We start from the raw sequence: 26075 nt of genomic DNA on the forward strand, positions 1-26075 counted from the left end.
GTCTGGAAAGTTAACGACAGGGGCGTTAAACCTTGTTGAATGCGGAGGGCGTTCACCGGCCATTTACCACAACCCCGAAAACAAGGTCGAATCGCCACATTCCGCCCTAAAGTTGCAACAAAGACACGGATCTTGTCACAAAACGAAACAGCTTTGCGCCTGGGCGACGGCGCTCTTCGACGGGGATCGACATGAAAACTCTGCGCTGCCTCCTGCTGGCGACCTTTGCTCTGGCGCTCGGGACCGCGACGGCCGTCGCCGGAAGCGCGTCGCTGGTGCTCGACGCGCGCACCGGCAAAGTCCTTTCGGCCGAAAATCCTGACGTCCTCAACCATCCGGCATCTCTGACGAAGATGATGACGGTCTACATGGCCTTCGAGGCGCTGAAGAGCGGCAAGCTTTCCTGGGACAGCAAGATCAAGGTTTCGAAGGCGGCGGCGGCGAAACCGCCGATGCGCCTCGGCCTCAGGTCCGGCATGACGATCACGGTTCGTGAGGCCGTGCTCGGCATGATCGTGCGCTCCGGCAACGACGCGGCGGCGGCCATGGCCGAGAAGCTTGGTGGTTCGGAGGCGAACTTCGCCCGGATGATGACCGCCAAGGCGCGGCAACTGGGGATGCGCAAGACCGTCTTCATCAACTCCTCCGGTCTGCCGGCAAGCAGGCAGGTGACGACCGCGCGCGAAATGTCGACGCTCGCCGTTGCGCTGATGCGCGATTTTCCGCGGGAGTACCGGCTGTTTGCGACCGAGAGCTTCAATTTCCGCGGCCGCAAGGTCCGCGGCCACAATAACCTGATGTATCGCTACGACGGCATGGACGGCATCAAGACCGGCTACACCAATGCCTCCGGCTTCAACCTCGTCAGCGCCGTCAAGGACGGCAATCGCCGGGTCGTCGGCGTCGTTCTCGGCGGCAAGACGGCGCGCAGCCGCGACGCCAAGATGGCAGCACTACTCGACCGCCATGTCGGCAAGGCGGCCAAGGGCGGCCGCCAGCTCGTGGCGTCGACGCGCGGCGGCAAGGCGGTCGAAGCGCCGGTCGAGGTTGCAGCGGTCGCAACATCAGACGTCCCGATGCCCTATGCAGCACCTCAGCGGGCCAGGCAGGATTCGGTTGCTGCCTTGATTGCGGCGACGTCCACGGCGGCCATCCCCGCGGAACGCCCGACGGAGGTTGCCGAGATCGAGACGACGACAGCGGTGCCGGTTGCGGGCGGCGGCTGGCAGATCCAGATTTCCGCCGCGCCGTCCGCTGAGGCTGCCCGCATGCTGCTCGCCCAGGCGCGCTCGGAAGCCGGTGCACCGCTCGCAGGCGCCACACCTTATACGGAAGCGGTCGGCAAGGGCGCCAAGGCGATCTACCGCGCCCGCTTCGTCGGTTTTTCGACCCGCGATGCGGCAGCCGCGGCATGCGACGCGCTCAAAGAGCGGTCCTATGACTGCATGATGCTGCCGTCGCGCGGCTGAGCCTTAGAAGCCCCGTGCTACTTCGTGCTTTGAACGAGGGCTGACTGCGATCAGGACAAAACAGCAGGCGAGAGAACTTCGCCTGCCAATAGCAGGGCCGTAGCGCACAGGATCAACAGCAACGCCTCTTACGCCTGCGTGCCGCCGACCGTGATCTGGTCCATGCGCAGATGCGGCTGGCCGACGCCGACAGGCACCCATTGGCCGGCCTTGCCGCAATTGCCGATGCCGGTGTCGAGCTTGGTGTCGTTGCCGACCATGGTCACGCGCTTCATCGCATCCGGGCCGTTGCCGATCAGCATAGCGCCCTTGACCGGCGCGCCGATCTTGCCGTTCTCGATCAGGTAGGCCTCGGTGCAGCCGAAGACGAACTTTCCGGAGGTGATGTCCACCTGTCCGCCGCCGAAGGAAACGGCATAGATACCCTTCTTGACCGAGGCGATGATTTCCTCCGGCGTCTTGTCGCCCGAGAGCATGTAGGTGTTGGTCATGCGCGGCATCGGCACATGGGCATAGCCCTGGCGGCGGCCGTTGCCGGTGGGCTGCATGCCCATGAGACGGGCGTTCTGGCGGTCCTGCATGTAGCCGACCAGCTTACCGTCTTCGATCAGCACGTTGTAGCCGGAGGGCGTGCCTTCGTCGTCGATGGAAATGGAACCACGGCGCGCCTCGATGGTACCGTCGTCGACGACGGTGACGCCCTTGGCGGCGACCTGCTCGCCCAGCAGCCCGGCAAAGGCCGAGGTCTTCTTGCGGTTGAAATCGCCTTCGAGGCCGTGGCCGACAGCCTCATGCAGCATGACGCCCGGCCAGCCGGAAGCAAGCACCACGTCCATGGTGCCGGCCGGCGCATCGATCGCTTCGAGATTGACCAGCGCCTGGCGCAGCGCCTCGTCGGCGCCCTGCTTCCAGTTTTCCGCGGTGACAAAGTCGCCGAAGCCGCGACGGCCGCCGGTGCCGAAGGAGCCGCTTTCCTGGCGGTCGCCATCGCCGGTAACGACGGAGATGTTGATGCGGGTCATCGGTCGGACATCATGCACCCGATGGCCATCGGCCCTGAGGATATCGACGACCTGCCAGCTTGCGGCGATCGTGGCGGTGACCTGGCGGACCTTCGGGTCCTTGGCGCGCAGATAGGCGTCGATCTCTTGCAGAAGAGCCACCTTCGCCTCGAAGCTCGGCTCGCCGATCGGGTTCTCGTCGCCGTAAAGCTTCTTGTTGGTGCGCTGCGGGGCTGCGGCGTAGGAGCCGGCATAGCCGCGCGTGACCTGCGCGACCGCATCGGAGGCGCGGCGCAGAGCCGACAGCGAAAGCTCGCCGGAATGGGCATAGCCGACCGCTTCGCCGGCCACGGCACGGAGGCCAAAGCCCTGGTCGGTGTTGAAGCTGCCGCCCTTCAGACGGCCGTTATCGAAGGACAGCACCTCGGCTTGCGCATGTTCGAGGAACAGTTCGCCATCGTCGGCGCCGGCGAGCGTTTCCGAGAGAACCTTGCGGACCGTTGCCTCGTCGGCATCGAAGAGGCTCATCAGATCGGTGTTCATAGTGGCACGCTCCCGCGTCAGGAATTTCTATCGCCTCCATTTAGGAAGGCGGCGGGTTCAAGCCAAGGAAAATATCACGTGCGACAGGATTCCGGTGAGCAGGATCGACCTGCGGAACTGTGCTGCGCCACGACGCACCATGGTGATGTCAGCGGGCATCAGGCCTTAAGCGATGCGTTCCACCCTTCGAGACGCTCGACGCTTTCGACACCGGCGAAACGGGCAATCCGTTCGAGCTCGGCGTCGATGCGCTCAAGGCGGCCAGCCGATGCCCTGACACCCTTTTCGAGCCAGAGCCTGCGGACATCGAGGCTGCCGCGCTTGCGATCCGCCTTCATGTCGATGCGGCCAATCAGCCGGTCGCCCTCGATCAATGGAAAGACGTAGTAGCCGTACTCGCGCTTGGCCTCGGGCACGAAGACCTCGATGCGATAATAAAACCCGAACAGGCGCTCGGTGCGGTTGCGGTCGCGCAGGAGCGGATCGAAGGGGCTGAGGACCCGGACCCGGCCCGGGGGCTCAGGGATTTCGCCGAGAGCCCCCGGAAATCCGGCAAAGGCATAGGCGACGCGCGGGCGCCCACCATCGATCGCCTCGATCGCAACTTCTTCCAGTTCGTCGCGATGCTCGGCCACCCAGGACTTCGCCTCATCCGGGGACACCAGATCCCAGAACGCGGCGATCTCACCATGGGTAGCAAAACCCAGTCGCTCCAGCGCGCTGCGACAGGCCCAGTCAACGAACTCCGGGTGGCTGACATCGCCCTCGTGGTGATGCGACGGGATCACTCTTTCGGTGAGATCGTAGACCTTCTGGAAATTCTCGCGGCGCGCGATCGCGAGCTTGCCGGTACGCCACAGCACCTCCAGCGCCGTCTTCGACGGATGCCAGTTCCACCAGCCACCGGATTCGTGCTCGGCTTCCTTGAGATCGCGGGCGAGTACCGGTCCGCCCTCGGCAATGCGCTGATAGGTGTCGTCGCAACCCTTTTCGAAGCCCTCGCCGCGCCACGCCTTCCAGCGCTCGACGATCGTCTCGCCTTCCCATTTGAAGCGGTGCTTCCAGTAGCGAAAGAAGCTGCTCGGAATGATCGAGGCGTCGTGCGTCCAATGTTCGAAGAGGTCGCGGTCGTCCTCCAGCAGCGCCGTCAGATGTTCGCGGCGGTAAGTCTGGTTGCGGGAAAACAGGATCTGGTGATGGGCGCGCTCCACCGTCGAGATGCTGTCGACCTGCACGAAACCGATGTCATGGATGAGCTTCAGGAGCCCTTCCTTGCCGAGCGCGCGGTTGGGCGCGCCTGAAAGGCCCTGCTTGGCGAGGAAGATGCGACGGGCGTCGCTGTTGGAAAGGCGAATCGTCATGGCGACAAGAGTAGGCTTTTATTCCCATAATTCAAATAGAGCATCGGTTCGCGGAGCGCATTGCTCTTGTCGTTGCTCTTGGCCTATAGAGCAACGCGAAAACGGCGCGGGCCGAAGACAACGAGGAACGGAATGGACATCCGCTTTACCGATTGCGCGGTCCGCTTCGGCGAGCGGGTGGCCTTGCAGCCTCTGACGCTGACCCTCAACGAAAAGCGCATCGGCATCATCGGCCTCAACGGTTCCGGCAAGACCACCTTTGCCCGACTGATCAACGGTCTGGTCAAACCTTCAACCGGCAGCGTTACCGTCAACGGCCTCGACACCGTCAAGGACGATCGCGCCGTGCTTTCCGAGGCCGGCTTCATCTTCCAGAACCCGCAGCACCAGCTGATCATGCCCGTGGTCGCCGAAGACATTGCCTTCGGCCTGAAGAACCGCGGCCTTTCGCGCGATGAGATCGACCGCCGCATGCAGGCGGCACTCTCGCGCTTCGGCATCGAACATCTGGCAAGGCGCCGCGTGCATGAGCTTTCGGGCGGCGAAACCCAGCTCGTCGCCATGGCAAGCGTCGTCGTCACCGACCCAAAGATCCTGATCCTCGACGAGCCGACGAACCAGCTCGACCTGAAGAACCGCCGCCGCGTCGCCGGGGCTATCGATGACCTGCCCGAGGATACGGTGGTCATCACCCACGATCTCGCCCTTGTCGAAAACGTCGAGCGGCTGCTGCTCTTCCACGAGGGCCGACTTGCCTTTGATGGCAACCCGCAAGGCGCGATCCACCGCTATCACGAGATCGCCGGATGCTGACGAGCCTGCACATCGAGGGCAACAGCCTGCTCCACCGGCTGTCGGTGAGAGCCAAGCTGATTGCGCTTGTGGCGTCGAGCATTGGGCTTTTTCTCAGCGGCTCGCTCGCGGTTCAGGCAATCGCCTTCGTGATCGCTGCCGCTCTCTATCTCTCCGTCGGTCTCTCACCGAAGGAAGCGCTGAAGCGCGTCGGCTTCGTCTTCCTGACGATCTTCTTCCTGGCCGCCGTCAATCTCTTCTACCTGTCCGTTGCCGAGGTCGCGACTTTGACCTTGCGGCTGATGGCGCTGGTGACGTTTGCAGCCGCCGTCACCGCGACGACGACGATCAGCGCCTTCATGGACGAGATCACAATCCTTTTGCTGCCGCTCGAACGGCTTGGCTGGCTGAAGGCGGCCGATGTCAGCCTGGCGCTCGGGCTGGTACTGCGCTTCGTCCCGGATATCTTTGCGCGATATCAGGCAATCCGCGAAGCCCATCGGGCGCGCGGCCTGCCGGTCCGGCCGTTGACGATCATCGGGCCGCTGATCATCCTGACGCTGAAGGATGCCGATACGATTGCTGCCGCGATTGACACGCGCGGATTTCGCCGTCAATAAATTCGCGAACTCTAATAGACAGGGAACCGGAAGCACATGAACACCAGAGATCTCGTCCTCATCGCCCTCTTTGCCGCGATCGTCGTCGTGCTCGGCCTCATCCCGCCGATCACGCTCGGCTTCATTCCGGTGCCGATCACTGCGCAGTCCATGGGTGTGATGCTTGCCGGCTGCATTCTCGGCGCCAAGCGCGGCGCGCTCGCCTTTCTCCTGTTCCTGCTGCTTGTCGCAATCGGCCTGCCGGTGCTTTCGGGCGGCCGCGGTGGTCTCGCCGTCCTTGCCGGCCCGTCGGGCGGCTTCATCATCGGCTGGGTCGTTGCCACCTTCGTCACGGGCCTGATTGCCGAACGCACTGTGCGCGAGAGCCAGGCGGAAATGCGCCAGTTCATCGGCTTCTTCCTCGCCTCCGTCCTAGGCGGCATCGTCGTGCTCTATGCGATCGGCATGCCCTGGGTTTCCGCCGTTACCGGCACGCCGCTCCTGACGGTCGCCACCGGTTCGCTCGCCTTCATCCCGGGCGACCTCCTGAAGGCGGCGATCGCGACGCTGGCCGCGCGCGCCGTCTACGCCGGCTACCCGCTGCTCCCGGCCCGCGCCTGAGCCGATGCCCTTTGCCGCCGCGATCCATCGCCACGCGGAAGACCATCCGCATGCCCCGGCCTTCCGAATCGAGGGCCGGGTTTTCACTTTCGGTGAACTCGCGCACATTGCTGGCGCACTTGCCAAAGCTTTCGACGATTTGGCCGGACGCGCCGGGCATCGTAGCGCGCTTGGCGATCGTGCGCGCCTGATCGCGCTGGAAGCGGGCAATCATCCGCTCTTTGCCGCCGCTTTTCTCGCAGCTACCAACGGCGGCAACTGTGTCGCGCTGATCGACCCGCACCTTCCGGAAGCGACACGCAAGACCATGCGCGATCGCCTGTCTCCCGATCTCATCATCAGTGCCAACAGCGATGGACTTACGCTCCATGCCCCGGCAAACGGCGAGACCCGGTCCTTCCATGCGAGCGATGACGCGGAGCACGCGCCACTCGCAATTGGAGATGACAGCGAGCCGTTTCTGGTCGTCTTCACCTCAGGCACGACGGGAACGCCAAAGGCGATCATCCGCAATCGCGGCTCGTGGCGGAGGAGCCTTGCCACCGGCGAGCGCTTCTTCGGCATCGACCGCAACACCCGCACCTTCGCGCCCGGTCCGCTGGCGCACGGGCTGACGCTCTACGCGCTTGCCGAAGTGCTCGTCGCCGGCGCCGAGTTCATCGGGGCCGCGCATTTCGAGGCGAACCGGGCGATTTCCATCATCGAGACGGAGAAGGTCCAACGTCTGGTGCTCGTGCCGACGATGCTCAGGCGGCTCTGCACGGCAGCCACCGGCCGGCCGCAAACATCGGTCACGCAGATCACCGTTGCAGGCGCCAAGCTGACGACGAGCGACCGCGCCCGCGCCGCGCTTGCTTTTCCGCGAGCCGATATCATCGAGTATTACGGCGCCTCGGAACTGGGCTTCATCAGCGTTGCGACCAAGACCGACACCGCTTCGGCAACTGCCGTCGGCCGCGCCTTTCCGGGCGTCACGCTCAGCGTTCGCGACGACAAAGGACGCGAAATGCCCACCGGCGAGACGGGGACGATCTTCGTCGACAGCGCGCTCATCTCCGACGGCTATGTCGGCACCGCGGATGGCGCCGGCTTCCGCCGCCTTGGCGAACTCGCGACGGTCGGCGATCTCGGCTTTCTCGGCGAAGACGGCACGCTGCACCTGCTTGGCCGCGCCGGTGGCATGGTGCTCTCGGGCGGCAACAACATCTACCCGCAGGAGGTGGAAGCGGTGCTCATCGCCGATGCGAGCGTGCACGCAGCTCTCGTCCTCGGCCTCGATCACCCCGATCTCGGCAGCGAACTCGTCGCCGTCATCGAGCTTGAGGGCAGCGATTTTGACCGGGAAACGCTTTACCGTCATCTCGCCGCCCATCTGCCGCGCTACAAGCATCCGCGCCGCATCTGGCTTTGCGGAAAAATACCCATGACGCAGTCGGGCAAGGTAGCGGCCGGCACGCTCAGGCAATGGATCGCAGATGGAAACGATGCTCTCGAACGCCTCGACTGACCCAGCACGCACGCCTGTCATCATCGCCGCGCTCCGGACGCCGATCGGCCGGGTCAACGGCGTGCTTCGGGACATCGAGCCCTCGCAACTCGCGGCACCGCTGATCGCCCGTATTCTTGCCAACATTGGGCTGGAGCCGACCGAGATCGACGACGTCATTCTCGGCAATGCCGCCAACAGCGCCGGCAATCTTGCCCGACTCGCGGCCCTCGAGGCAGGCCTGCCGGTCTCGACGCCGGGTGTCACGGTTGACCGACAATGCGGCTCGGGGCTCGAGGCGATCACGCTTGCGGCGCGCATGATCCAGGCAGGCGCCGGCCGCTTCTATCTTGCCGGCGGCACGGAGAGCGCCAGCCGTGCCCATATCCGTCTGAGGCCGCCACTGGAACGCGGTGGTGAGCTCGCGCCGGTCAAGCGCGCCCGCATGGCGCCCGACGAGATCGGCGATCCGGACATGGGCGTTGCCGCCGAAAACGTCGCGACGGCCTGCGGGATCTCTCGTGAACGGCAGGATGCCTTTGCGCTTCAAAGCCATCGCCGCGCGGTCGAGGCCGCGCTTGCCGGCCGCTTCTCCCGCGAAATCGTGCCGATCGAAACGGCGGCGGGCCCCGTCCTGCAAGACGAATGCCCTCGCGCCAATGCCTCGATGGAAACGCTGCAGCGGCTGAAGCCGGTGTTCGTCGAGGGCGGCACGGTGACCGCCGGCAACGCCTGCCCGATCAACGACGGCGCGGCGGTGGTGCTGGTGACGAGCCTTGCAGAAGCGCGGCTGCGTGGCGTTCCCTCCGCGCTCGAATTCGTCGACGCGGCGACGGCGGGCTTCGATCCCAATCTGCTCGGCCTCGGCCCGGTTCCGGCAATGCAGAAGCTCAAAAGCCGGCAACCCACGCTCGACCCTCAGAAAGTCGATTTCATCGAATTCAATGAAGCCTTCGCCTCGCAGGTGCTCGGCAGTCTCGACGAGTTGGACATTCGCGCGGAGAAGGTCAATCTCGACGGCGGCGCTATTGCGCTCGGCCATCCCTATGGCGCCTCCGGGGCGATCCTCGCCGTCAGGCTGTTCTCGCAGATGTCGAGCGCGCCTGCCGGCACGGAAGGACTGGCGATGATGGGCGTCGGCGGTGGCATGGGCATTGTCGCGCTGTTTCGCACGGTTCGCGTGCCTGGTTAAACAGAATAGGCCGCCAGCCACTCCCGCGTCGCCGTCGGCAGCGGCAGTGGCGTGTGGCGTTGCGGATCGACGGCGACCCAGACGACCTCTACCTCCGCCGCCAATTGGCCGCGCGCTTCGACCTTCACGGCAAAGCTGATCGAGCTGCCGCCGACCTTCGCCACATTGACCGTGAAACGAGCCGGCTCGTCGTAGCGCAGGCCCCGGTGATAGACGCAAGCCGAACGGCGGACGAGGTAGCTCGGCTCGTTGACCACATGCGGACGGTGGCGCCAAAGGGTGGAAAGTGCGGCTTCCGCATGGGCATAATAGGCGGCATTGTGCATGTGGCCGTGCATGTCTATATCGCGAAACGGAATACGGATTTCCGTGACGTTCTCCAGCTCCCTGCCGTCCATGCGAGGCTCCCTGACGATGCGCTCCACCCTCGTTAGCCAGTTCGGCGATCCCCGGCAAGCGATTGCGCTCGTCGACGCGGATCGCGTTGCGCCCGGCCCCGGCGAAGTCGAGGTGGCGGTGGCGCTCACCGCGATCAACCCGTCCGATCTGATCCCGGTGACCGGGGCCTATAGCGCCCGCACAACGCTGCCCTTCGTGCCAGGCTTTGAAGGTTTCGGCACGGTGACGCGCATCGGCGCCGGCGTCATATCGCTGAAGCCCGGAGACCGTGTGGTGCCGATCGGCGCCAGCGGCCTGTGGCAGGAATATCTGATCAGGCCGGCCGAATGGTGCTTCATCCTACCCGATGAAATCGGCGAAACCGATGCGGCGACCTGCTACGTCAATCCGCTGACGGCGTTGCAACTGATCGAGGCGCTGCGCCAACATTTCGGCCTGCTCGCACGGCGCCGTATCGGCGTCACCGCCGCAGGATCGGCCATCGGCGGCATGCTGATGAAGCTGCTTGCCGGCGAAGGGGCCGATGCCACCGGCATCGTGCGCAGTCAGCGCAGCGCCGAGCGCCTGTCGCTCGAATTTCCCGGCCGGGTCGCACTCGGCGACGAACGCCATCCGCCGGGGCTCCGCGTCGATGCGATCATCGACGCGGTTGGCGGTCCATTTGCCGGAGATCTTATCGTTCGCACGCTCGAGCCCGGTGGCACCTTCATCCAGTATGGGGCGCTGAGCGGTGTTCCCGTCTCGCAAGCGGCGATCCAGGCGCGGGCGGATATCCACTTCTCCTTCCTGTGGCTGCGTACCTGGGTGCATTCGGCCGGGCGGTCATCGATCGAAGCGGCCTTTGCGAAGAGTTTCGACGGCCTGCGATCCGGCCTCTTTTCCAGCCGGATTGCCGAAATCTACCCCTTGAGCCGGCTCGACGCGGCGCTCGCGCACCAGGCGGATCCGGGCCGCGACGGCAAGCTGCTTATCGATCCGCGCTGTTGAAAGTTCCGCCTTTCAGCGGCCTCGCCATGGACCTTCAGGGGTGGGCGCACTAGGTTTGCGGCATGACCACGTTCCTCTACGAAAATCCGGTCTTTCTGGAACACGAGGTTCCGGAAGGGCATCCCGAACGGCCGGACCGGCTGAAGGCGCTGAACCTTGCGCTAGAGCATCCGAACTTCGCCGATCTCAAACGGATCGAGGCCAAGAAGGCGAGCGAAGATCTGGTTCTGCTTGTGCACCCGGAAGAACACTTGCGCGACGTCAAGCGCGCCATTCCGGAGGAAGGGCTCAACCATTTCGAGGCGGATACCTATGCGAGCCCCTTGAGCCTCGACGCTGCGCTGACCGGCATCGGCGGGGCGACCGCTGCGGTCGACGCTGTCTTTACCGGCGAGACGGACAACGCCTTCGTCGCGGCCCGGCCGCCGGGACACCACGCCGAGAAGAACAAGGCGATGGGCTTCTGTCTTTTCAACACGGTGGCGATCGCCGCGCGATATGCCCAGAAGGTCCACGGCGCCGAACGCGTCGCGATCGTCGACTGGGACGTGCACCACGGCAACGGCACGCAGGACATCTTTTGGGACGACCCGTCCGTGCTCTTCTGCTCGACCCATCAGATGCCGCTCTATCCCGGCACCGGCGCCAAGGACGAGACAGGCGTCAAGGGCAACATCGTCAACGCGCCGCTGTCGCCGAACATGGGCAGCGACCATTTCCGCGAAGCGTTTCGCTCTCGCGTGCTTACGGCACTCACCAACTTCCGGCCCGACTTCATCCTGATCTCCGCCGGCTTCGACGCGCACCACCGCGATCCGCTGGCGCAGATCAATCTCGTCGCCGAGGATTTCGACTGGGCGACCGGGCGGCTGCACGAGATCGCCGACCGCAGCGCCGGCAACCGCATGGTCAGCCTGCTCGAAGGCGGCTATGACCTTCAGGGGCTCGCCGAATCGGCCGGTCTGCACATCTTGAGACTGATGAGAGGGTAGACATGAACACCACCACGCAACCGGACGTTTCCGCCCTCTCCTTCGAGCAGGCCGTCGAAGAGCTGGAGCGGATCGTTTCGGCGCTGGAGCGCGGCGACGTTGCCCTCGACAAGTCGATCGAGATCTACGAGCGCGGCGAAGCCCTGAAGAAACATTGCGAGGCGCTGTTGAAGGCGGCCGAAGATCGCATCGAAAAGATCCGGCTCGACCGCGCCGGCAGGCTGCAGGGCGTGGAGCCGCTCGACGCCGACTAGATCATTTCATTGCAATTCCGGACAGAAAGCCGCTTAAAGCTTTTCCCGGAATTGACGTCGGATTGATCGCCGCGCGGAAACACTGCGTCTTTGCCTCGCCTCTACCCGCCTGATGTCTTAGGCTTTAGTACTTGATGCGACAGCATAAACGGGAGCACGCGCCATGTCTTTCTTTCCAGGCCCCGACCCGCTCGCCGGCGACAAGCCCGCCTGCGACGCCATCGAACATCTGATCGTTCCACGCACCAGCGATATCGGCGGGCTGCAGGTTCGCCGTGCCTTGCCGACGGCCAAGCGCCGCCTGGTCGGCCCCTTCATCTTCTTCGATCGCATGGGTCCGGCGCTGCTTCGCGCCGGCGAGGCGATCGACGTGCGCCCGCACCCGCATATCGGCCTTTCGACGGTCACCTATCTCTTCGACGGCGAGATCAAGCACCGCGACAGCCTCGGCACCGAGATGGTCATCCGCCCCGGCGACGTGAACCTGATGACCGCCGGCCGCGGCATCGTGCATTCCGAGCGTTCGCCCGAAAACCAGCGCGGCCACGACCGCTCGATCTCGGGTCTGCAGACCTGGCTGGCACTGCCCGACCACAAGGAAGAAATCGACCCGATCTTCAGCCACACCGAAGAACGCATTCTGCCGCATATGAGCGACGACGGCATCAAGGCGCGGGTGGTGATCGGCAACTTCGAAGGCGCGAAGTCGCCCGTCTCGGTCTTCACCGACACGATCTACGTCGATCTCAACATCGCCCCGGGCAAAAGCGCGCCCTTCGCCGCCCAATGGGAAGAGCGTGCCCTCTATATCCTCTCGGGCGAGGCGATCATTGCCGGCGACCATTTTGCCGACAACCAACTGCTCGTCTTCCGCGCCGGCGACGAGATCACGGTGACGGCGGGGCCTCAGGGCTGTCATGTCATGCTCTTCGGCGGTGCGGCCCTCGGGTCTGCCCGCCACATCTGGTGGAACTTCGTCTCCTCTTCCAAGGAGCGTATCGACAAGGCGAAGGAAGAGTGGCGCACAGGCCGCTTCGACATCGTGCCCGGCGACGAGGAAGAGTTCGTTCCACTGCCCGAAGGGTAATTCGACCTAAAGTGGAACAGAATGCCCCAGGAAAACCGCGCAACATTGCCTCATGGCGCTTGAATCGATTTCGATTCACAGAATCATGCGCTAGTCTCTTGGTCTGTGACGCAGGAATGCCTAGTTTTGCATTCAGCAACGATTGCGTCTAAAGAGCCGCTTCGACGGTACCCACCAACTATCGCGCGCCCGACCTTCTGGGGCGCGCATGAGGCATGCAGCGTGACACAACTGCCAACCAATCCGATGCCGGCTACTCCCTTGCTCGACAAGGTGACCTATCCCGACGATCTGAAGAAGGTCGACGACAAGGATCTGCCGCAGCTTGCCGGAGAAGTCCGGGCGGAAATGATCGACGCAGTGTCGCGCACCGGCGGCCATCTCGGCGCGGGCCTCGGCGTCGTCGAGCTGACGATTGCCATCCACAAGGTCTTCAACACGCCGCATGACCGGCTGATCTTCGACGTCGGCCACCAGTGCTATCCGCACAAAATCCTGACCGGCCGCCGCGACCGCATCCGCACGCTGCGCCAGGAAGGCGGCCTCTCGGGCTTCACCCGCCGCGCCGAGAGCGAATACGACCCCTTTGGCGCCGCACACTCTTCGACCTCGATTTCCGCCGGCCTCGGCATGGCGGTTGCAGCCGATCTCGACGGCAAGAACCGCAATGTCATCGCCGTCATCGGCGACGGCGCGCTTTCGGCCGGCATGGCCTATGAGGCGCTGAACAATGCCGGCGCGCTCGACGCCCGGCTGATCGTCATCCTCAATGACAACGACATGTCGATCGCGCCGCCGACCGGGGCCATGAGCGCCTATCTGGCCCGCCTTGCGTCCGGCCGCACCTATATGGGCATCCGCGAAGTCGGCAAGAAGCTGACCGCCTATCTCGGCAAGACCGTCGACCGGGCGATCACCCGCGCGGTCGAGCATGCCCGTGGCTACGTCACCGGCGGCACGCTTTTCGAAGAGATGGGCTTTTACCATATCGGCCCGATCGACGGGCATTCCTTCGACCATCTTCTGCCGGTGCTGCGCAATGTGCGCGACAACGCCAAGGGACCGGTGCTGATCCATGTGGTGACGCAGAAGGGCAAGGGCTATCCGCCGGCCGAGGCCGCCGCCGACAAATACCACGGCGTCAACAAGTTCGACGTCATTACCGGCGCGCAGGCGAAAGCCAAGCCGAATGCGCCGGCCTATACCTCGGTCTTTGCCGACGCGCTGACGCAGGAAGCCGGCTTCGACGACAAGATCGTCGCCGTCACCGCCGCCATGCCTTCGGGCACCGGGCTCGACAGGTTCGCCAAGGTGCACCCGTCGCGCTGCTTCGATGTCGGCATTGCCGAACAGCACGCGGTGACTTTCGCCGCCGGCCTTGCCGCCGAGGGCTACAAACCTTTCGCAGCGCTCTATTCGACCTTCCTGCAGCGCGGCTACGACCAGGTGGTGCATGACGTGGCAATCCAGGGCCTGCCGGTGCGCTTCCCGATCGACCGCGCCGGCTTCGTCGGTGCCGACGGTCCGACCCATGCGGGTTCCTTCGACACGACCTATCTTGCGACGCTTCCCGGCTTCGTGGTGATGGCAGCGGCCGACGAGGCGGAACTGAAGCACATGGTGCGCACCGCCGCTGCCTATGACGCCGGACCGATCTCGTTCCGCTATCCGCGCGGCGAAGGGGTTGGCGTCGAGATGCCGGAACGCGGTGAAATTCTCGAAATCGGCAAGGGCCGCGTCGTCAAGCAAGGCTCCAAGGTGGCGCTGCTCTCCTTCGGCACCCGCCTTGCCGACTGTCTGGCGGCTGCCGAAGACCTCGACGCCGCCGGGCTTTCGACCACCGTTGCCGACGCCCGTTTCGCCAAACCGCTCGACCACGACCTTATCCGTGAGCTTGCGCGCAACCACGAAGTGCTGATCACCATCGAGGAAGGTGCGGTCGGCGGCTTTGCCAGCCACGTGCTGCAGTTCCTGGCCGAAGAGGGCCTGCTCGACGGCGGCCTCAAGGTCCGCCCGATGGTCATGCCCGATGTCTGGATGGAACAGGCAAAGCCCGAAGCGATGTACGCCGCCGCCGGCCTCGACCGCGCCGGCATCGTCTCGACCGTTTTCAAGGCGCTCGGCCAGAAGCAGGATATCGATATCGGCGCCGCCGGCTGAGGCTGCACGCGCATCGATCACAAAAGAAAACCCCGGCTCATCACCGGGGTTTTTCGTGTCAGCGGTATCGATCAGAATTCCTGCCAGTCGTCCTGCGCCACCGCCGTATTGCCGCGAGACACGGAACGGGCCGGGCTCATCCGCTGCGCCGGTCCGGCCGGTGTAGCCATGGCGCGGGCGGCGCTGCGCAGATCCGCAGTCGTTACGGCGCGAGCCTGGCCTGGAAGCGTGAAGCCCGTGATCAGCTCGCGCAGGCGGACCGCTTCGTTGGCAAGCTGGGCGCTTGCGGCATTGGCTTCCTCGACCATGGCCGCGTTCTTCTGGGTCACCTGGTCCATCTGGTTGACGGCCGTGTTGACTTCGCTCAAGCCCACCGACTGTTCGCGGGCCGAGACGGCGATCGCGCTCATATGCTCGTTGATGGTCACCACATGATCCCCAATCGCCTGCAAGGCGGTACCGGTTTCGCGCACCAGCCGGACGCCGCCTTCGACCTCGACGCTCGAATTGCGGATCAGCGCCTTGATTTCCTTGGCGGCCTGCGCCGAACGCTGGGCAAGCTCGCGCACCTCCTGCGCAACGACCGCAAAGCCCTTGCCGGCTTCACCGGCGCGCGCCGCTTCGACCCCGGCGTTGAGCGCCAGCAGGTTCGTCTGGAAGGCAATCTCGTCGATGACGCCGATGATGTTGGAGATCTGGCCGGAGGAATGCTCGATCCGGCGCATCGCCTCGACCGCATCGGCAACGACGGCGCCCGACTTGGCGGCGCTGGCATTGGCTTCGGCCGCGACGTGACGGGCTTCCTCCGCCCGCTTCGTCGAGTTCGTGACGTTTGCGGTGATCTCGTCGAGCGCGGCGGCGGTCTGTTCGAGGGCGGCCGCCTGCTGTTCGGTCCGGCGCGACAGATCATCGGCGCTCTCGCTGATTTCGCGCGAGCCGCCGTCGATCGAGCGGCTGCTATCGGCGACCGCCGACAAGGCGTCGCCGAGCTGGGCGACGGCCGAGTTCAAGTCGTGGCGCAACTGTTCGAAATCCGGCGCGAAGGGTTCGGTGAGCTGGAAGGCGAGATCGCCGGCAGCAAGCCGCTTGAGACCGCCGGCAAGGCCGGAAGTCGCCTGGATCAGGCGTGTTTGCGCCGCGGCTTCGGCTTCCTGCTGCAGGCGAATGCGTTCCGCTTCGGCGCGGCTGCGGTTTTCGGCTGCTTCCGCCTCGAGCCTCTGGTTGGCGATCGCTGCCTGACGGAAGATTTCGACGGCACCCGCCATTTCGCCGATCTCGTCCCTGCGGCCGGCATAGGGGATCGACGAGGCGACATCGCCTTCGGCAAGCCGCGTCATGGAACGGGTCGTGGCGACGATCGGCCGCGAAATCGTGCGACCGACCAGGAACACCGTCGCCGCGATTACAGCTATTGCGGCAAGTACGGCTGCGAGCGCGATCGCCTCGATCGATTTCTGCGTGGCAACGCTTTCCGTCTCGGCCTCGGCTGTCTCGGCCTCGATGGCGCCCGACATCTGTTCGAACACCGGCTCGACATCGGCGAAGGCGTTCGACATCGCGGCCCTCAGCTCGGTCTCGCCTTCGGCAAGCGCTGCATAGTCGTTGAAGGCCGTCGCATAGTCGTTGAGCGCCGCCAGGACCTTGGCCTGAACGTCAGCCCCGCCGAACGCCTCGGCCGGTGTCCCGGCAAAGGCCTTCACTTCGGCGGCGTGCTTCTCCACGTATTTGTGGTCGCGCCGCATGATGAAGTCCTTCTCGTGGCGGCGCATCGTCAGCATGCTCGCCTGCAGGCCCTTGTCCTTCACCGACTTCAGCAGTTCTTCGATTGCATGCACGGCGGCGCGCATTGCGCCTTCCTTGCCGTTTGAGGGATCGAGGCCGAGCGTGCGATTGGCCTCGGCGACAGTGCCGAAGGCCTTCAGGTAGCTGGCGTAACCCTCGGAGATCACCTGAAGCTGCTGACGGGTCGAAGAGCTATCGAGCAGTTTGCCAAGGGCTGCCATCGTCTCCTGGGCCTTGGCAGCGGTCTCGGCGTGAGAGGCTACATATTTGTCGTCCCGGCGCAGCAGAAAGTCCTTTTCCGCGCGGCGGATCTGCAGGAACTGAACTTCCAGCGTCAGCAAGGTGCGCTCGGCGTCGCGATGCACCTGGACCTGCCGGCGATAATCCTCCTCGATCCCCTTCTCCACGACGAAGATTGCGACGATCGCGAGGATGCCGGCGACGGCGATCGGCACGAGCAGGCCGATGCGATGGGAAAGCCTGAGGTGAAAGCGCATGCAACAACTCCTTGCGCCTGGAGGCGTCAGGTGAGGAAAAGACCAGGTTTTGTCGGGAGATTCCGGTTTGCGGCGGAGGTCCTGCATCATGCAGGTGCGACATTGCCGCAAATTCGCATCCATCATTTAAGGATGGATGAATATTCAGTTTCTTTTTAGGGTTTCCGCATTGTTGAGCCCGGATGCAACGGCGCTGCGAGCGCGGGGGGGGCTTGCCATTGCGCCGGCAAGTCGCCATGAGAAACACATGTCAGAAGATCGCCAGAATGAAGAACACAAGAACCGGGTCCGCCTTGATCAGTTGCTGCTGAACTCGGGGCTGGTCGCAAGCCGCGCGCGTGCCCGTGACGCAATCCAGCGCGGCACCGTCAAGGTCGACGGCCGCACGGTCACCAAGGCAGCGTCGATGTTTGCCGAGAGCGTCACGATCACCATCGATGACCCGGCACAGGACTATGTCTCCCGCGCAGCATTGAAGCTTGTCGCGGCACTCGACCATTTCGCGCTCGATCCCTCAGGAGACAGCTGTCTCGATATCGGCGCCTCGACCGGCGGCTTCACCGAAGTGCTGTTGAAGCGTGGCGCCGAGCACGTGGTTGCGATCGACGTCGGCCATGGCCAGATCCATCCGCGCATCGCCGGCGACGAGCGGGTCACCAGCATCGAGGGCCTCAACGCCCGGGCGATGACAGAGGACGACATCGACAACCGCGAGGTCACCTTCGTCGTCTCCGACGTTTCCTTCATCTCGCTGAAACTCGCGCTGCCCCCGGCGCTCGACATGGCGCTTCCCGGTGCCCACTGCATCCTGCTGGTAAAGCCGCAGTTCGAGGCGGGGCGCGACGCGATCAGCAAGGCCGGGCTGCTCAAGGATCCCGACAGCGCACCTGATGTCGCCGCCGAGCTCGAGCGCTGGCTTACCGAGGACATGGGCTGGCAGAGCCTCGGTCTCATCCCCTCCCCGATTGCGGGCGGCGACGGCAATGTCGAATTCCTGCTGGCGGGCAAGAAGCCCGAGGAAGAGCAATGAGCACCCAGACGGTTACGATCGCCCGTCTTGGCGCCCAGGGCGACGGCATTGCCGAAGGCGACGAAGGCCCGATCTATGCACCGTTCACCCTGCCCGGCGAAAGCGTGGCTCTGGCCGTCAACAAGTCGCACGGCACCCTGATATCTTTGAAGGAGCCGTCGGCCGAGCGCGCCGAGCCACTCTGTCGGCATTTCGGGCCTGACGGTATCAACGGCACCTGTGGCGGCTGCACGCTTCAGCACGCGTCGGACACGCTCTATCACGGCTTCAAGCGCGATCTCGTCATCGCCGCTTTGAAGTCGAAGGGGCTGAAGCCAGAGGTCGCTCCGCTCATCACCGCGGAACCCGGCCAGCGCCGGCGTGCGGTCTTCACCGCCCGCAAGACCGAGAAGGACCTGCTTCTCGGCTTCAACCAGGCGGAAAGCCACCACATCGTCGCGATCTCGGAATGTACGATCGCGAGCCCGGGCATCGTCTCGAAGCTCGCGACCATCGCCAGGATCGGCGCGGCCATGGCGGTCAATGCCGAGCCTTTCCGCATTACTGTGCTCGAAACGCTCTCCGGGCTCGATCTCAACGTCGACGGCATCAAGAAGCTGGACGACCGCGAACGTCGGCGTACGGTCGAAGCCGTGCTCGGCGAGCGTGGCATCGCCCGCGTCAGCCTCAACGGCGAGATCATCGTCGAGCCGGTAAAGCCGGTGATCGACTTCGGCGGCGTCTCGGTCTCGCCGCCCCCCGGCAGCTTTACCCAGGCGACGGCGCAAGCCGAGGAGGCGATGGCGAAGCTGGTGCTCGACCATCTCGGCAAGTCCAAGCGTGTGGCCGATCTCTTTGCCGGCTGCGGCACATTCGCGCTGCGCATCGCCCGCAAGGCGCGGGTGCACGCGGTCGAGGGCGAAGACAAGGCGCTGAAGGCGCTCGATCTCGCCGCGCGCAACACGCAAGGGCTGAAACCGGTGACGGTCGAGAAACGCGACCTCTTCCGCCGTCCCGTCATGGCGCAGGAACTGAAGGTCTTTGACGCCATCGTCTTCGATCCGCCGCGCGCCGGCGCCGAGGCGCAATGTCACGAGATCGCCCGCTCGGGCGTGAAGAAGATCGTGGCCGTTTCCTGCAATCCGGTCACGCTCGCGCGCGACCTCTCGATCCTGACCGCCGCCGGCTACCGCATCATCTCGGTCACGCCGATCGACCAGTTCCTCTGGTCCGCCCATGTCGAGGCGGTGGCAACGCTGGAGAAATGAGGAGGCTCGGGAGCCGCTACCTCCTCCCTCCATGCTCGCGCTCGACCCGAGCATCCATCTCCGGGCCTCGACCTCCACGCACTGGATCCTCGGGCCGAGCCCGAGGACGACCGGCGGATAACGCGGCGGACGAAGAACAAGTATCCCAATGACAAAGGCCCGGTTTCCCGGGCCTTTGTCATCTCAAGCTTGAAGCACTTGCCATCCTGATTCACGGCGGCGGCCTTATCGCCTTGTTATTACAGTGTTCTGTCGATCCGCACGCGTCTAAGCCGCGCGACGACGACCACCGCCAGCGACCTGAACTTCGCCGAGGTTGAACTGGGCGAGCAGCGCGTTGAGCGAGGCGGCCTCCGAAGCCAAGCCATGGCTTGCAGCGGTCTGCTCCTCGACCATCGCCGCGTTCTGCTGCGTGCCCTGGTCCATGGTGTTGACTGCCGTGTTGATCTCCTGGAGACCGGTCGACTGTTCGCGCGTCGCCGTCACGATCGCGCTCACATGCTTGTTGATCTCCTGAACTTCGGAAACGATCGTCTGCAGCGCCTTGCCGGTATCGCCGACGAGCGTCACGCCGTTCCTCACCTGGTTGCCCGAGGTGGTGATCAGCGCCTTGATCTCCTTGGCGGCATTGGCCGAGCGCTGCGCCAGTTCGCGCACTTCCTGGGCGACGACGGCAAAGCCCTTGCCGGCTTCACCGGCGCGGGCGGCTTCCACGCCGGCATTCAGCGCCAGCAAGTTCGTCTGGAAGGCGATGTCGTCGATGACGCCGATGATGTTGGAGATTTCGCCCGACGACTTCTCGATCGCATGCATCGCATCGACGGCGTTGGCCACGACTTCGCCGGACTTCTCGGCGCCAGCGCGGGTGCGGGCGACGAGCGCGCCCACTTCCTCGGCCCGGCGGGCGGAGTCCTTGACGGTCGTGGTGATCTCTTCGAGCGCTGCGGCCGTCTCCTCGACCGAAGCTGCCTGTTGCTCGGTGCGGCGGGCGAGATCGTCGGCGGCCGAACGGATTTCCGTCGCGCCGGCATCGATGCCGCGGGCGTTGGCGCCGACGGCGCAGAGCGTGTCGTGCAGCTTGGCGACCGAGTTGTTGAAGTCGGCGCGCAGGCGGTCGAGACGATCGGCGAACGGATTGTCGATACGGTAGGCGAGATCGCCATCGGCCAGGCGGCCGAGGCCGGACGCCAAGCCATCGACGGCCTGTTGGATTTCGGCCGCGTCGCGGGCCTTCTGCGCCTCGCGCTCCAGACGCTCGCGCTCCGACAGCGAGCGGTTCGCGTCCGCTTCGCTTTCGAGGCGGGCACGTTCGACGGCGTTCGCCTTGAACACGGCGACGGCAGCAGCCATCGAGCCGATCTGGTCGGTGCGGTCTTCACCGGGGATTTCGACGTTGTGGTTGCCCGAAGCGAGCTTTTCCATCGCGCCCGTCATGTCGGTGACCGGACGGATGACCAGACGGTTGAGGAAGGTCGCGAGGAAGACGAGCATCACGCCGACCGCGAGGATCGTCGCGATGGTGGCTGCGATGCGGAACTGGTCGATCGCGGAATAAGCGGCATCGGCGTCGATGACGAAGCCGACATACCATTCGACCGAGGGCAGCCCCTGGACCGGAACGAAGCTTACCAGCATCGGCTTGCCGCCGAGTTCCGTGTTCATGATGCCGGAGCCGATTGCCGGCGTGTCGATCGGGAAGGCGTCGGCGAGCGACTTGGTGACGAGCTTGGAATCGGGGTGAACGAGGATCTGGCCGTCCTTGCTGGCGAGGAAGGCAAAGCCTTCGCCGCCGACGTCGACGCCCTTGATCATCGTGACCAGCGTATCGAGCGAGAAGTCGCTGGCCGCAACGCCATAGAGCTTGCCTTCACGCTTGACCGGAACGGCCGCACTGATGATCAGCGCGCCACTGGAGGCATCGACATAGGGCTCGGTCAGCACGCGGGCATCGGCCTTTACGGCCTGCTGGTACCAGGGACGCTGGCGCGGATCGTAGCCGGCCGGCATCGGGTTGTCCGGCCAGGTGATGAACTTGCCGCTCTCGTTGCCGACATAGGTCGACATGAACTCGCTGGTCAGAACGTCGTTCTTCAGGATCGGCTGGATGGCGCTGTCGTCTGCGACGTTGCCGGTGGCGTCACTCACCATCGCCGTCAGCGTGACGCGGCCGTTCAGCCACTTGGCAACGCTCTGGGCGGCCTGGGTGCCGGAGGAAGCAATGTTCTCCTCGACGGCCCTGGTGGTCGTGTCGCGCTGCAGGCTGTCGATGTAAACGGAAAAGCCGGCGAAGGCGCCGACGACGACACAGGACGCGGCAACCAGGATGCGCGTCATGAGGTTCGATCGCTTGGACAAGATGGGCTCCCAAAAGGTGCCGGCGCTCTTTCGCCGGACATGAGCTCTTAATGATTTTCGCGCAGCATCCTTCGTCCGTCGGAGGGACGGAGCGGTTACGCTTACGGGAAAACGTTGAACATGCCAGAAGGCGGGGCCAGCCATGCTTCATGCGGCCGGGGCCATCCGAAAATGAGGATAGGCCTATCGCGCCGCACGCTAGCGAGCGCTATTTAAGAAGCAATTAAAATTGGCCTATGCAAGTTCGCGATGCCGGCGGCAACGGGATCTTTACCGCCGGGCGGCTAGGAGCTTGCCCCCGAACGCAAAACGGGCGCCATGCGGCACCCGTTTCTCACCTCAGGCTGCATAGGGCGAACGCGTTAGCGGCGCATGAAAGCCTCGAAGGCGGCGCGCGCTTCGGCGCTCTTCAACTGTGCTGCGAAGTGCTTTGCCTCTTCGTCGATGCGCGCCAGGACGTCGCTACGGTCGCCGCGCACGAGATCGCGGGCGATGCGCAGCGCCTCCGGCGGCTTCTTGGCAAGACGAGCGGCAAGCGCCAGGGTTTCACTTTCAACGGCATCCGCGCCGACGACTTTCCAGATCAACCCGGCGTCGAGTGCGCCCTTGGCATCGAGCGGCTCGCCGGCGGCGAGCAGCGCGAAGGCGCGCTGGTGACCCATGATGCGCGGAGCGATGAGGCTGGAGGCGGCTTCCGGCACCAGGGCCAGGTCGACGAAGGGGGTCTTGAACACCGAGCGCTCGGACGAGATCGTCAGGTCACAGTGGAGATGGATCGTCGTGCCGATGCCGATCGCCAGGCCATCGACGCCCGAGACGATGGGCTTGGTCGCGGTCGCGAGCGCCTTCAGGAATTCGATGACCTCCATCCCCATGGAGCCGCCCATGGCGAAGGCGAGGAAATCCGCCATGTCGTTGCCGGCGGAAAAGCAGCCATCCGTGCCGAGAAAGGCGGTGGCGCGCACGGCCGGGTCGCTTGAGGCGACGGTCAGCGCATGGGTCATCTTCGCATACATGTCGCGGGTGATGGCGTTCTTCTTTTCCGGCCGGTTGAAGCGGATCACCTGGACGCCGGGATGGGCCTCCGGCCGTTCGATGAGCACGTGGTCGGTCATGATGGGTCCTTTCAAGCGAGAACGGCGCGGGCGACGGCGAGGCTGTCGGCGCCGTTGACGACACGATCCTTAAGCGCCGCGGTCTCCGCCAGCAGGTTTTCGGCGGTAAAGCGGCAGAGCGCGATGCGCTGATCTTCCTTGCCGTCGGTCACCTCAGCCAAGCCGCCCTTCGCCAGATAGGCACCGGTCAGGGCCAGGCCGAAGAGGCGCTGGTAGGCGGTGGCGCCGGCGAGCGCTTCGGCGAGCTTGCCACCGGCGACGGCCGCGATCAGCCACTCGGTCGCGGCCGCAAGATCGTCCAGCGCCGCATCGAGCCGCGCCGCCGTCTCGCCGAAACCGTTGCGGTTCGAGGCGCGCACGGCCGAGGCGATTTCGCGCAACTCGCCGATGAAGCCGCGCACATGCCCACCGTCTGAGAGCGGCAGCTTGCGGGTGACGAGATCGATCGCCTGGATGCCGTTGGTGCCCTCGTAGATCGGCGCGATGCGGGCGTCGCGCAGGTAGCGGGCGGCACCGGTTTCCTCGATGAAGCCCATGCCGCCATGGACCTGGATGCCGAGCGAGGCGACGTCGACGCCGGCGTCGGTCGAGAAGGACTTGGCGATCGGCGTCAGCAGGCTGGAGCGTTCCTGCCAGAACTTCGCCTTTTCGCCTTCGGCTGCATGCCCCATGTCGACGGCGTGGGCGCAGGCGTAGGAAATCGCGCGCGAGCCCTGCGTCAGCGCCTTCATCGTCAGGAGCATGCGGGCAACATCCGGGTGCTCGATGATCGGGCTCATGCCCTGCCCCGTCCAGCCAGGCGCCTTACCCTGAGTGCGCTCCTTGGCAAAGGCGATCGCCTTCTGCGTCGCGGCGTCGGCAATGGCCACGCCCTGCATGCCGACGGCCAGACGGGCGTTGTTCATCATCGTGAACATGCAGGCGAGGCCGCGGTTCTCCTCGCCGATCAGATAGCCGATCGCGCCCTTTTCAGCGCCGAACTTGCCGTCGCCATAGATCATCGTGCAGGTCGGCGAGCCATGGATGCCGAGCTTGTGTTCGAGCGAATGGCAGAAGAGATCGTTGTGCGCGCCGAGCGAACCATCCGAATTGACCAGGAACTTCGGCACCAGGAAAAGCGAGATGCCGCGGGTGCCCGCCGGCGCATCGGGAAGGCGCGCCAGCACGAGATGGATGATGTTATCGGTAAAATCGTGTTCGCCCCAGGTGATGAAGATCTTCTGGCCGAGGATGCGGTAGCTGCCGTCATCGCGGCGCTCAGCGCGGGCCTTGAGCACACCGAGGTCGGAGCCGGCATGCGGCTCCGTCAAGTTCATCGTGCCGGTCCATTCGCCGGAGACCATCTTCGGCAGATAGGTGGCCTTGAGCTCATCGGAGCCGTGTTTTTCCAGCGCCTCGACGGCGCCCATGGTGAGCGTGGGCCCGAGCGCGAAGGCCATGGAGCCGGCATTCCACATCTCCATGGCGGCGACGTGCAGCATATGTGGCAGGTTCTGGCCGCCGAATTCCTCCGGCGCAGTCAGGCCGTTCCAGCCGCCGGCGATCCAGTTGTGGTAAAGGTCGCGCCAGCCGTCCGGGGTCTCGACCTTGCCTTCGACAAGACGCGAACCCTGCTTGTCGCCGATGTCGCCAAGCGGCGCCACCTCTTCCGTCGCGAACCGGCCAGCCTCCGAAAGGATGGCATCGACCAGGTCTTCACCGAGATCGCCCAGCGCGCCCGATTGCAGCGCGTCGCCCATGCCTGCCACGTGTTTCAGCGTGAACGCGATCTCGTCGACGGGTGCCTTGTACATGATAATCCTCCCAGAATAGCCAGGTCGCGCAGGGCGCAGCCGCGTTGCGCCGAACACTATTGATTTTTACGTAAACGTCAACGTCAATTGCCGCATGCGTCCCGAACGTCAGGCTGCCGCCGCCTGTAACAAAACTGTCATCAACGGCGCATAGAAGCCAAGACAGACAGCGCTGCGCGCAGGGCGCGCGAAGGTCAATGTAGCACTTTGAATGGCTGCATGTTCCTCCCTCCATCCCAACCGATGGAAGGGAGCATGCGGCCGCCCCTTGCCAAGGCGTTCGGATGAACCTGATTTCCCCCGAAATACCCGGCATCGTCTGGGCCTATCGTTTCCTGCCGGGCGAAAGCCGCTGCCAGCGCATCGCCACCGACGCTTCGATCGACAGCCTGCTTGAAGGGGAAGGATGGGTCTGGGTGCATCTGGCGCTTTCCGATGCGCGAACGCCCGCGCTCATCGAGCGCATCGGCAAGCTGCCACCCCACGCCGTCGCCACGCTCACCAGCCACGACACGCAGGCGGCCATCACCGTCTCCGACGATATCGTGCACGGCACGCTCGTCGACTTCGAGCGCACCTTCGACGCCGTGACCAAGACGATCGGCTGGCTGCATTTCGCCGTCAGCGACCGGATCATCATCACCACCCGCCTGCACCCCTTGCGCAGCATCGACCGCGTCAAGGCGGCGGTGGAAAAGAGCGCCAAGTGCAGTCGCCCGATCGACCTCTTCGAAATGATCGTGGTCGAATTCCAGCGCACGCTGATCTCGCTGGTTCTGGAACTGACCGAGGATCTGAACGTCATCGAGGACCATGTCTACGGCGAGGCCGGGCACCGCCAGCAGCCGGGGCTCGCGCCGCTCCGCCGGACGGTGGTGCGGCTGCACCGGCACCTGCGCACGACCCTTGCCCTGCTCAGACGCGCGGGCGCATCGGATGAGGATGAAGTGCCGCCCGGTTTCATCGATGCCGCCGAGCGGCTGTCCGACCGGCTCGAAGCGGTCGATCGCGACGTTTTCGCGCTGCAGGAACGGGCGCGGCTGCTGCATGAGGAGATCGACAGCAAGATCTCGTCCGAGACCAACCGGCATCTCTACATCCTGTCGCTGATGACCGCCTTCCTCTTGCCGCCGACACTCGTCACCGGTTTTTTCGGCATGAACACCGGGGCTCTGCCTTTTGCCGACGGCACCGGTACGCTCTACGCGGCGCTGTTCATCGCACTCTCGATGGGGCTTGCCTGGTGGATTCTCAGGCGGATCGGCATCCTCTGAGACGATATCGGAACGGATGGCCAAGCGCCCAGGTGGTTC

Annotated in this window: 21 protein-coding genes; 14 read left to right on the forward strand and 7 right to left on the reverse strand. The window is 64.7% G+C overall.

Features of this window, described 5'->3' with window-relative positions; translation table 11 throughout:
- Nucleotides 1-191: 191 nt before the first annotated feature.
- Nucleotides 192-1469 (forward strand): D-alanyl-D-alanine carboxypeptidase family protein, encoded by a 1278-nt coding sequence (locus XB14_RS13645; protein ID WP_077962155.1) that lies wholly within the window; start codon nt 192-194, stop codon nt 1467-1469.
- Between the two features lie 128 nt (nt 1470-1597).
- Here XB14_RS13645 and tldD read toward each other — a convergent pair whose 3' ends face one another.
- Together tldD and XB14_RS13655 are read right to left on the reverse strand one after the other, a co-directional pair.
- Nucleotides 1598-3013, reverse strand: a complete 1416-nt coding sequence (gene tldD / locus XB14_RS13650; RefSeq protein ID WP_077962156.1) for a metalloprotease TldD — start codon at nt 3011-3013, stop codon at nt 1598-1600.
- Nucleotides 3014-3171: 158 nt separating this feature from the next.
- Entirely contained in the window at nt 3172-4374 is a 1203-nt protein-coding gene (locus XB14_RS13655; protein ID WP_077962157.1) for a winged helix-turn-helix domain-containing protein, read from the reverse strand.
- A 132-nt stretch (nt 4375-4506) separates the two neighbouring features.
- On the opposite strand from XB14_RS13655, the gene XB14_RS13660 reads away from it, so the two are divergent.
- The 5 genes from XB14_RS13660 to XB14_RS13680 are packed head-to-tail and all read left to right on the forward strand — an operon-like array spanning nt 4507 to nt 9064.
- The gene (locus XB14_RS13660; RefSeq protein ID WP_077962158.1) at nt 4507-5187 is read left to right on the forward strand and encodes an energy-coupling factor ABC transporter ATP-binding protein; all 681 of its coding nucleotides are present in this window, start codon (nt 4507-4509) and stop codon (nt 5185-5187) included.
- On the forward strand, nt 5181-5786 hold the full coding sequence (locus tag XB14_RS13665; protein WP_077962159.1) for an energy-coupling factor transporter transmembrane component T family protein: 606 nt from the start codon (nt 5181-5183) through the stop codon (nt 5784-5786). The genes XB14_RS13660 and XB14_RS13665 overlap by 7 nt, the downstream gene beginning before the upstream one ends.
- 36 nt (nt 5787-5822) lie before the next feature.
- Nucleotides 5823-6386, forward strand: coding sequence for a biotin transporter BioY (locus XB14_RS13670; protein ID WP_077962160.1), 564 nt, complete (start codon nt 5823-5825; stop codon nt 6384-6386).
- 4 nt (nt 6387-6390) lie between these two features.
- Nucleotides 6391-7893, forward strand: a complete 1503-nt coding sequence (locus tag XB14_RS13675; RefSeq protein ID WP_077962161.1) for a class I adenylate-forming enzyme family protein — start codon at nt 6391-6393, stop codon at nt 7891-7893.
- Entirely contained in the window at nt 7871-9064 is a 1194-nt protein-coding gene (locus tag XB14_RS13680) for a thiolase family protein (RefSeq protein WP_077962911.1), read from the forward strand. Before XB14_RS13675 ends, XB14_RS13680 begins: the two co-directional genes overlap by 23 nt.
- Here the strand turns inward: XB14_RS13680 and XB14_RS13685 are convergent.
- Entirely contained in the window at nt 9061-9462 is a 402-nt protein-coding gene (locus XB14_RS13685; protein WP_077962162.1) for an acyl-CoA thioesterase, read from the reverse strand. The two genes, XB14_RS13680 and XB14_RS13685, sit on opposite strands and share 4 nt — an antisense overlap.
- A 16-nt stretch (nt 9463-9478) precedes the next feature.
- On the opposite strand from XB14_RS13685, the gene XB14_RS13690 reads away from it, so the two are divergent.
- The 5 genes from XB14_RS13690 to dxs all read left to right on the forward strand — a co-directional run bounded on the left by XB14_RS13690 (nt 9479) and on the right by dxs (nt 14943).
- On the forward strand, nt 9479-10450 hold the full coding sequence (locus XB14_RS13690; RefSeq protein ID WP_077962163.1) for a zinc-dependent alcohol dehydrogenase family protein: 972 nt from the start codon (nt 9479-9481) through the stop codon (nt 10448-10450).
- A 62-nt stretch (nt 10451-10512) separates the two neighbouring features.
- Nucleotides 10513-11442: a histone deacetylase family protein gene (locus XB14_RS13695; RefSeq protein WP_077962164.1), complete on the forward strand. Its 930-nt coding sequence runs from the start codon at nt 10513-10515 to the stop codon at nt 11440-11442.
- A 2-nt stretch (nt 11443-11444) separates the two neighbouring features.
- Nucleotides 11445-11696 carry an exodeoxyribonuclease VII small subunit gene (locus XB14_RS13700; RefSeq protein WP_077962165.1) on the forward strand — a complete coding sequence of 84 codons (252 nt, stop codon included), beginning with the start codon at nt 11445-11447 and terminating at the stop codon, nt 11694-11696.
- A gap of 163 nt (nt 11697-11859) precedes the next feature.
- Complete coding sequence (locus XB14_RS13705; protein ID WP_077962166.1) at nt 11860-12783, forward strand: pirin family protein; 924 nt, start codon at nt 11860-11862, stop codon at nt 12781-12783.
- 246 nt (nt 12784-13029) lie between these two features.
- On the forward strand, nt 13030-14943 hold the full coding sequence (dxs, locus tag XB14_RS13710; RefSeq protein ID WP_077962167.1) for a 1-deoxy-D-xylulose-5-phosphate synthase: 1914 nt from the start codon (nt 13030-13032) through the stop codon (nt 14941-14943).
- A gap of 71 nt (nt 14944-15014) precedes the next feature.
- Here the strand turns inward: dxs and XB14_RS13715 are convergent, their stop codons facing one another.
- Nucleotides 15015-17222 carry a methyl-accepting chemotaxis protein gene (locus tag XB14_RS13715; protein ID WP_077962168.1) on the reverse strand — a complete coding sequence of 736 codons (2208 nt, stop codon included), beginning with the start codon at nt 17220-17222 and terminating at the stop codon, nt 15015-15017.
- A gap of 247 nt (nt 17223-17469) precedes the next feature.
- On the opposite strand from XB14_RS13715, the gene XB14_RS13720 reads away from it, so the two are divergent.
- Both XB14_RS13720 and XB14_RS13725 read left to right on the forward strand, forming a co-directional pair.
- Complete coding sequence (locus XB14_RS13720; RefSeq protein ID WP_077962169.1) at nt 17470-18252, forward strand: TlyA family RNA methyltransferase; 783 nt, start codon at nt 17470-17472, stop codon at nt 18250-18252.
- The gene (locus tag XB14_RS13725) at nt 18249-19499 is read left to right on the forward strand and encodes a class I SAM-dependent RNA methyltransferase (RefSeq protein WP_077962170.1); all 1251 of its coding nucleotides are present in this window, start codon (nt 18249-18251) and stop codon (nt 19497-19499) included. Before XB14_RS13720 ends, XB14_RS13725 begins: the two co-directional genes overlap by 4 nt.
- Before the next feature lie 267 nt (nt 19500-19766).
- On the opposite strand, the gene mcpU is transcribed toward XB14_RS13725, so the two are convergent.
- From mcpU to XB14_RS13740, 3 genes are all read right to left on the reverse strand, one after another.
- Complete coding sequence (gene mcpU / locus XB14_RS13730; RefSeq protein ID WP_234804067.1) at nt 19767-21833, reverse strand: methyl-accepting chemotaxis protein McpU; 2067 nt, start codon at nt 21831-21833, stop codon at nt 19767-19769.
- A gap of 383 nt (nt 21834-22216) precedes the next feature.
- Complete coding sequence (locus tag XB14_RS13735; RefSeq protein ID WP_077962172.1) at nt 22217-22969, reverse strand: crotonase/enoyl-CoA hydratase family protein; 753 nt, start codon at nt 22967-22969, stop codon at nt 22217-22219.
- An 11-nt stretch (nt 22970-22980) separates the two neighbouring features.
- Nucleotides 22981-24762, reverse strand: coding sequence for an acyl-CoA dehydrogenase (locus XB14_RS13740; protein ID WP_077962173.1), 1782 nt, complete (start codon nt 24760-24762; stop codon nt 22981-22983).
- 284 nt (nt 24763-25046) lie between these two features.
- On the opposite strand from XB14_RS13740, the gene XB14_RS13745 reads away from it, so the two are divergent.
- Nucleotides 25047-26036 (forward strand): transporter, encoded by a 990-nt coding sequence (locus XB14_RS13745; RefSeq protein WP_077962174.1) that lies wholly within the window; start codon nt 25047-25049, stop codon nt 26034-26036.
- Nucleotides 26037-26075 lie beyond the last annotated feature (39 nt).

The organism is Ensifer adhaerens, from assembly GCF_002007205.1.
Taxonomy (GTDB): domain Bacteria; phylum Pseudomonadota; class Alphaproteobacteria; order Rhizobiales; family Rhizobiaceae; genus Ensifer; species Ensifer adhaerens_D.

What these genes read in the sequence shown, in the direction of transcription:
- XB14_RS13645 (WP_077962155.1), top strand. Translation starts at nt 192, where the DNA reads ATGAAAACTCTGCGCTGCCTCCTGCTGGCGACCTTTGCTCTGGCGCTC.
- tldD (WP_077962156.1), bottom strand. Translation starts at nt 3,013, where the DNA reads ATGAACACCGATCTGATGAGCCTCTTCGATGCCGACGAGGCAACGGTC.
- XB14_RS13655 (WP_077962157.1), bottom strand. Translation starts at nt 4,374, where the DNA reads ATGACGATTCGCCTTTCCAACAGCGACGCCCGTCGCATCTTCCTCGCC.
- XB14_RS13660 (WP_077962158.1), top strand. Translation starts at nt 4,507, where the DNA reads ATGGACATCCGCTTTACCGATTGCGCGGTCCGCTTCGGCGAGCGGGTG.
- XB14_RS13665 (WP_077962159.1), top strand. Translation starts at nt 5,181, where the DNA reads ATGCTGACGAGCCTGCACATCGAGGGCAACAGCCTGCTCCACCGGCTG.
- XB14_RS13670 (WP_077962160.1), top strand. Translation starts at nt 5,823, where the DNA reads ATGAACACCAGAGATCTCGTCCTCATCGCCCTCTTTGCCGCGATCGTC.
- XB14_RS13675 (WP_077962161.1), top strand. Translation starts at nt 6,391, where the DNA reads ATGCCCTTTGCCGCCGCGATCCATCGCCACGCGGAAGACCATCCGCAT.
- XB14_RS13680 (WP_077962911.1), top strand. Translation starts at nt 7,871, where the DNA reads ATGCTCTCGAACGCCTCGACTGACCCAGCACGCACGCCTGTCATCATC.
- XB14_RS13685 (WP_077962162.1), bottom strand. Translation starts at nt 9,462, where the DNA reads ATGGACGGCAGGGAGCTGGAGAACGTCACGGAAATCCGTATTCCGTTT.
- XB14_RS13690 (WP_077962163.1), top strand. Translation starts at nt 9,479, where the DNA reads ATGCGCTCCACCCTCGTTAGCCAGTTCGGCGATCCCCGGCAAGCGATT.
- XB14_RS13695 (WP_077962164.1), top strand. Translation starts at nt 10,513, where the DNA reads ATGACCACGTTCCTCTACGAAAATCCGGTCTTTCTGGAACACGAGGTT.
- XB14_RS13700 (WP_077962165.1), top strand. Translation starts at nt 11,445, where the DNA reads ATGAACACCACCACGCAACCGGACGTTTCCGCCCTCTCCTTCGAGCAG.
- XB14_RS13705 (WP_077962166.1), top strand. Translation starts at nt 11,860, where the DNA reads ATGTCTTTCTTTCCAGGCCCCGACCCGCTCGCCGGCGACAAGCCCGCC.
- dxs (WP_077962167.1), top strand. Translation starts at nt 13,030, where the DNA reads ATGCCGGCTACTCCCTTGCTCGACAAGGTGACCTATCCCGACGATCTG.
- XB14_RS13715 (WP_077962168.1), bottom strand. Translation starts at nt 17,222, where the DNA reads ATGCGCTTTCACCTCAGGCTTTCCCATCGCATCGGCCTGCTCGTGCCG.
- XB14_RS13720 (WP_077962169.1), top strand. Translation starts at nt 17,470, where the DNA reads ATGTCAGAAGATCGCCAGAATGAAGAACACAAGAACCGGGTCCGCCTT.
- XB14_RS13725 (WP_077962170.1), top strand. Translation starts at nt 18,249, where the DNA reads ATGAGCACCCAGACGGTTACGATCGCCCGTCTTGGCGCCCAGGGCGAC.
- mcpU (WP_234804067.1), bottom strand. Translation starts at nt 21,833, where the DNA reads ATGACGCGCATCCTGGTTGCCGCGTCCTGTGTCGTCGTCGGCGCCTTC.
- XB14_RS13735 (WP_077962172.1), bottom strand. Translation starts at nt 22,969, where the DNA reads ATGACCGACCACGTGCTCATCGAACGGCCGGAGGCCCATCCCGGCGTC.
- XB14_RS13740 (WP_077962173.1), bottom strand. Translation starts at nt 24,762, where the DNA reads ATGTACAAGGCACCCGTCGACGAGATCGCGTTCACGCTGAAACACGTG.
- XB14_RS13745 (WP_077962174.1), top strand. Translation starts at nt 25,047, where the DNA reads ATGAACCTGATTTCCCCCGAAATACCCGGCATCGTCTGGGCCTATCGT.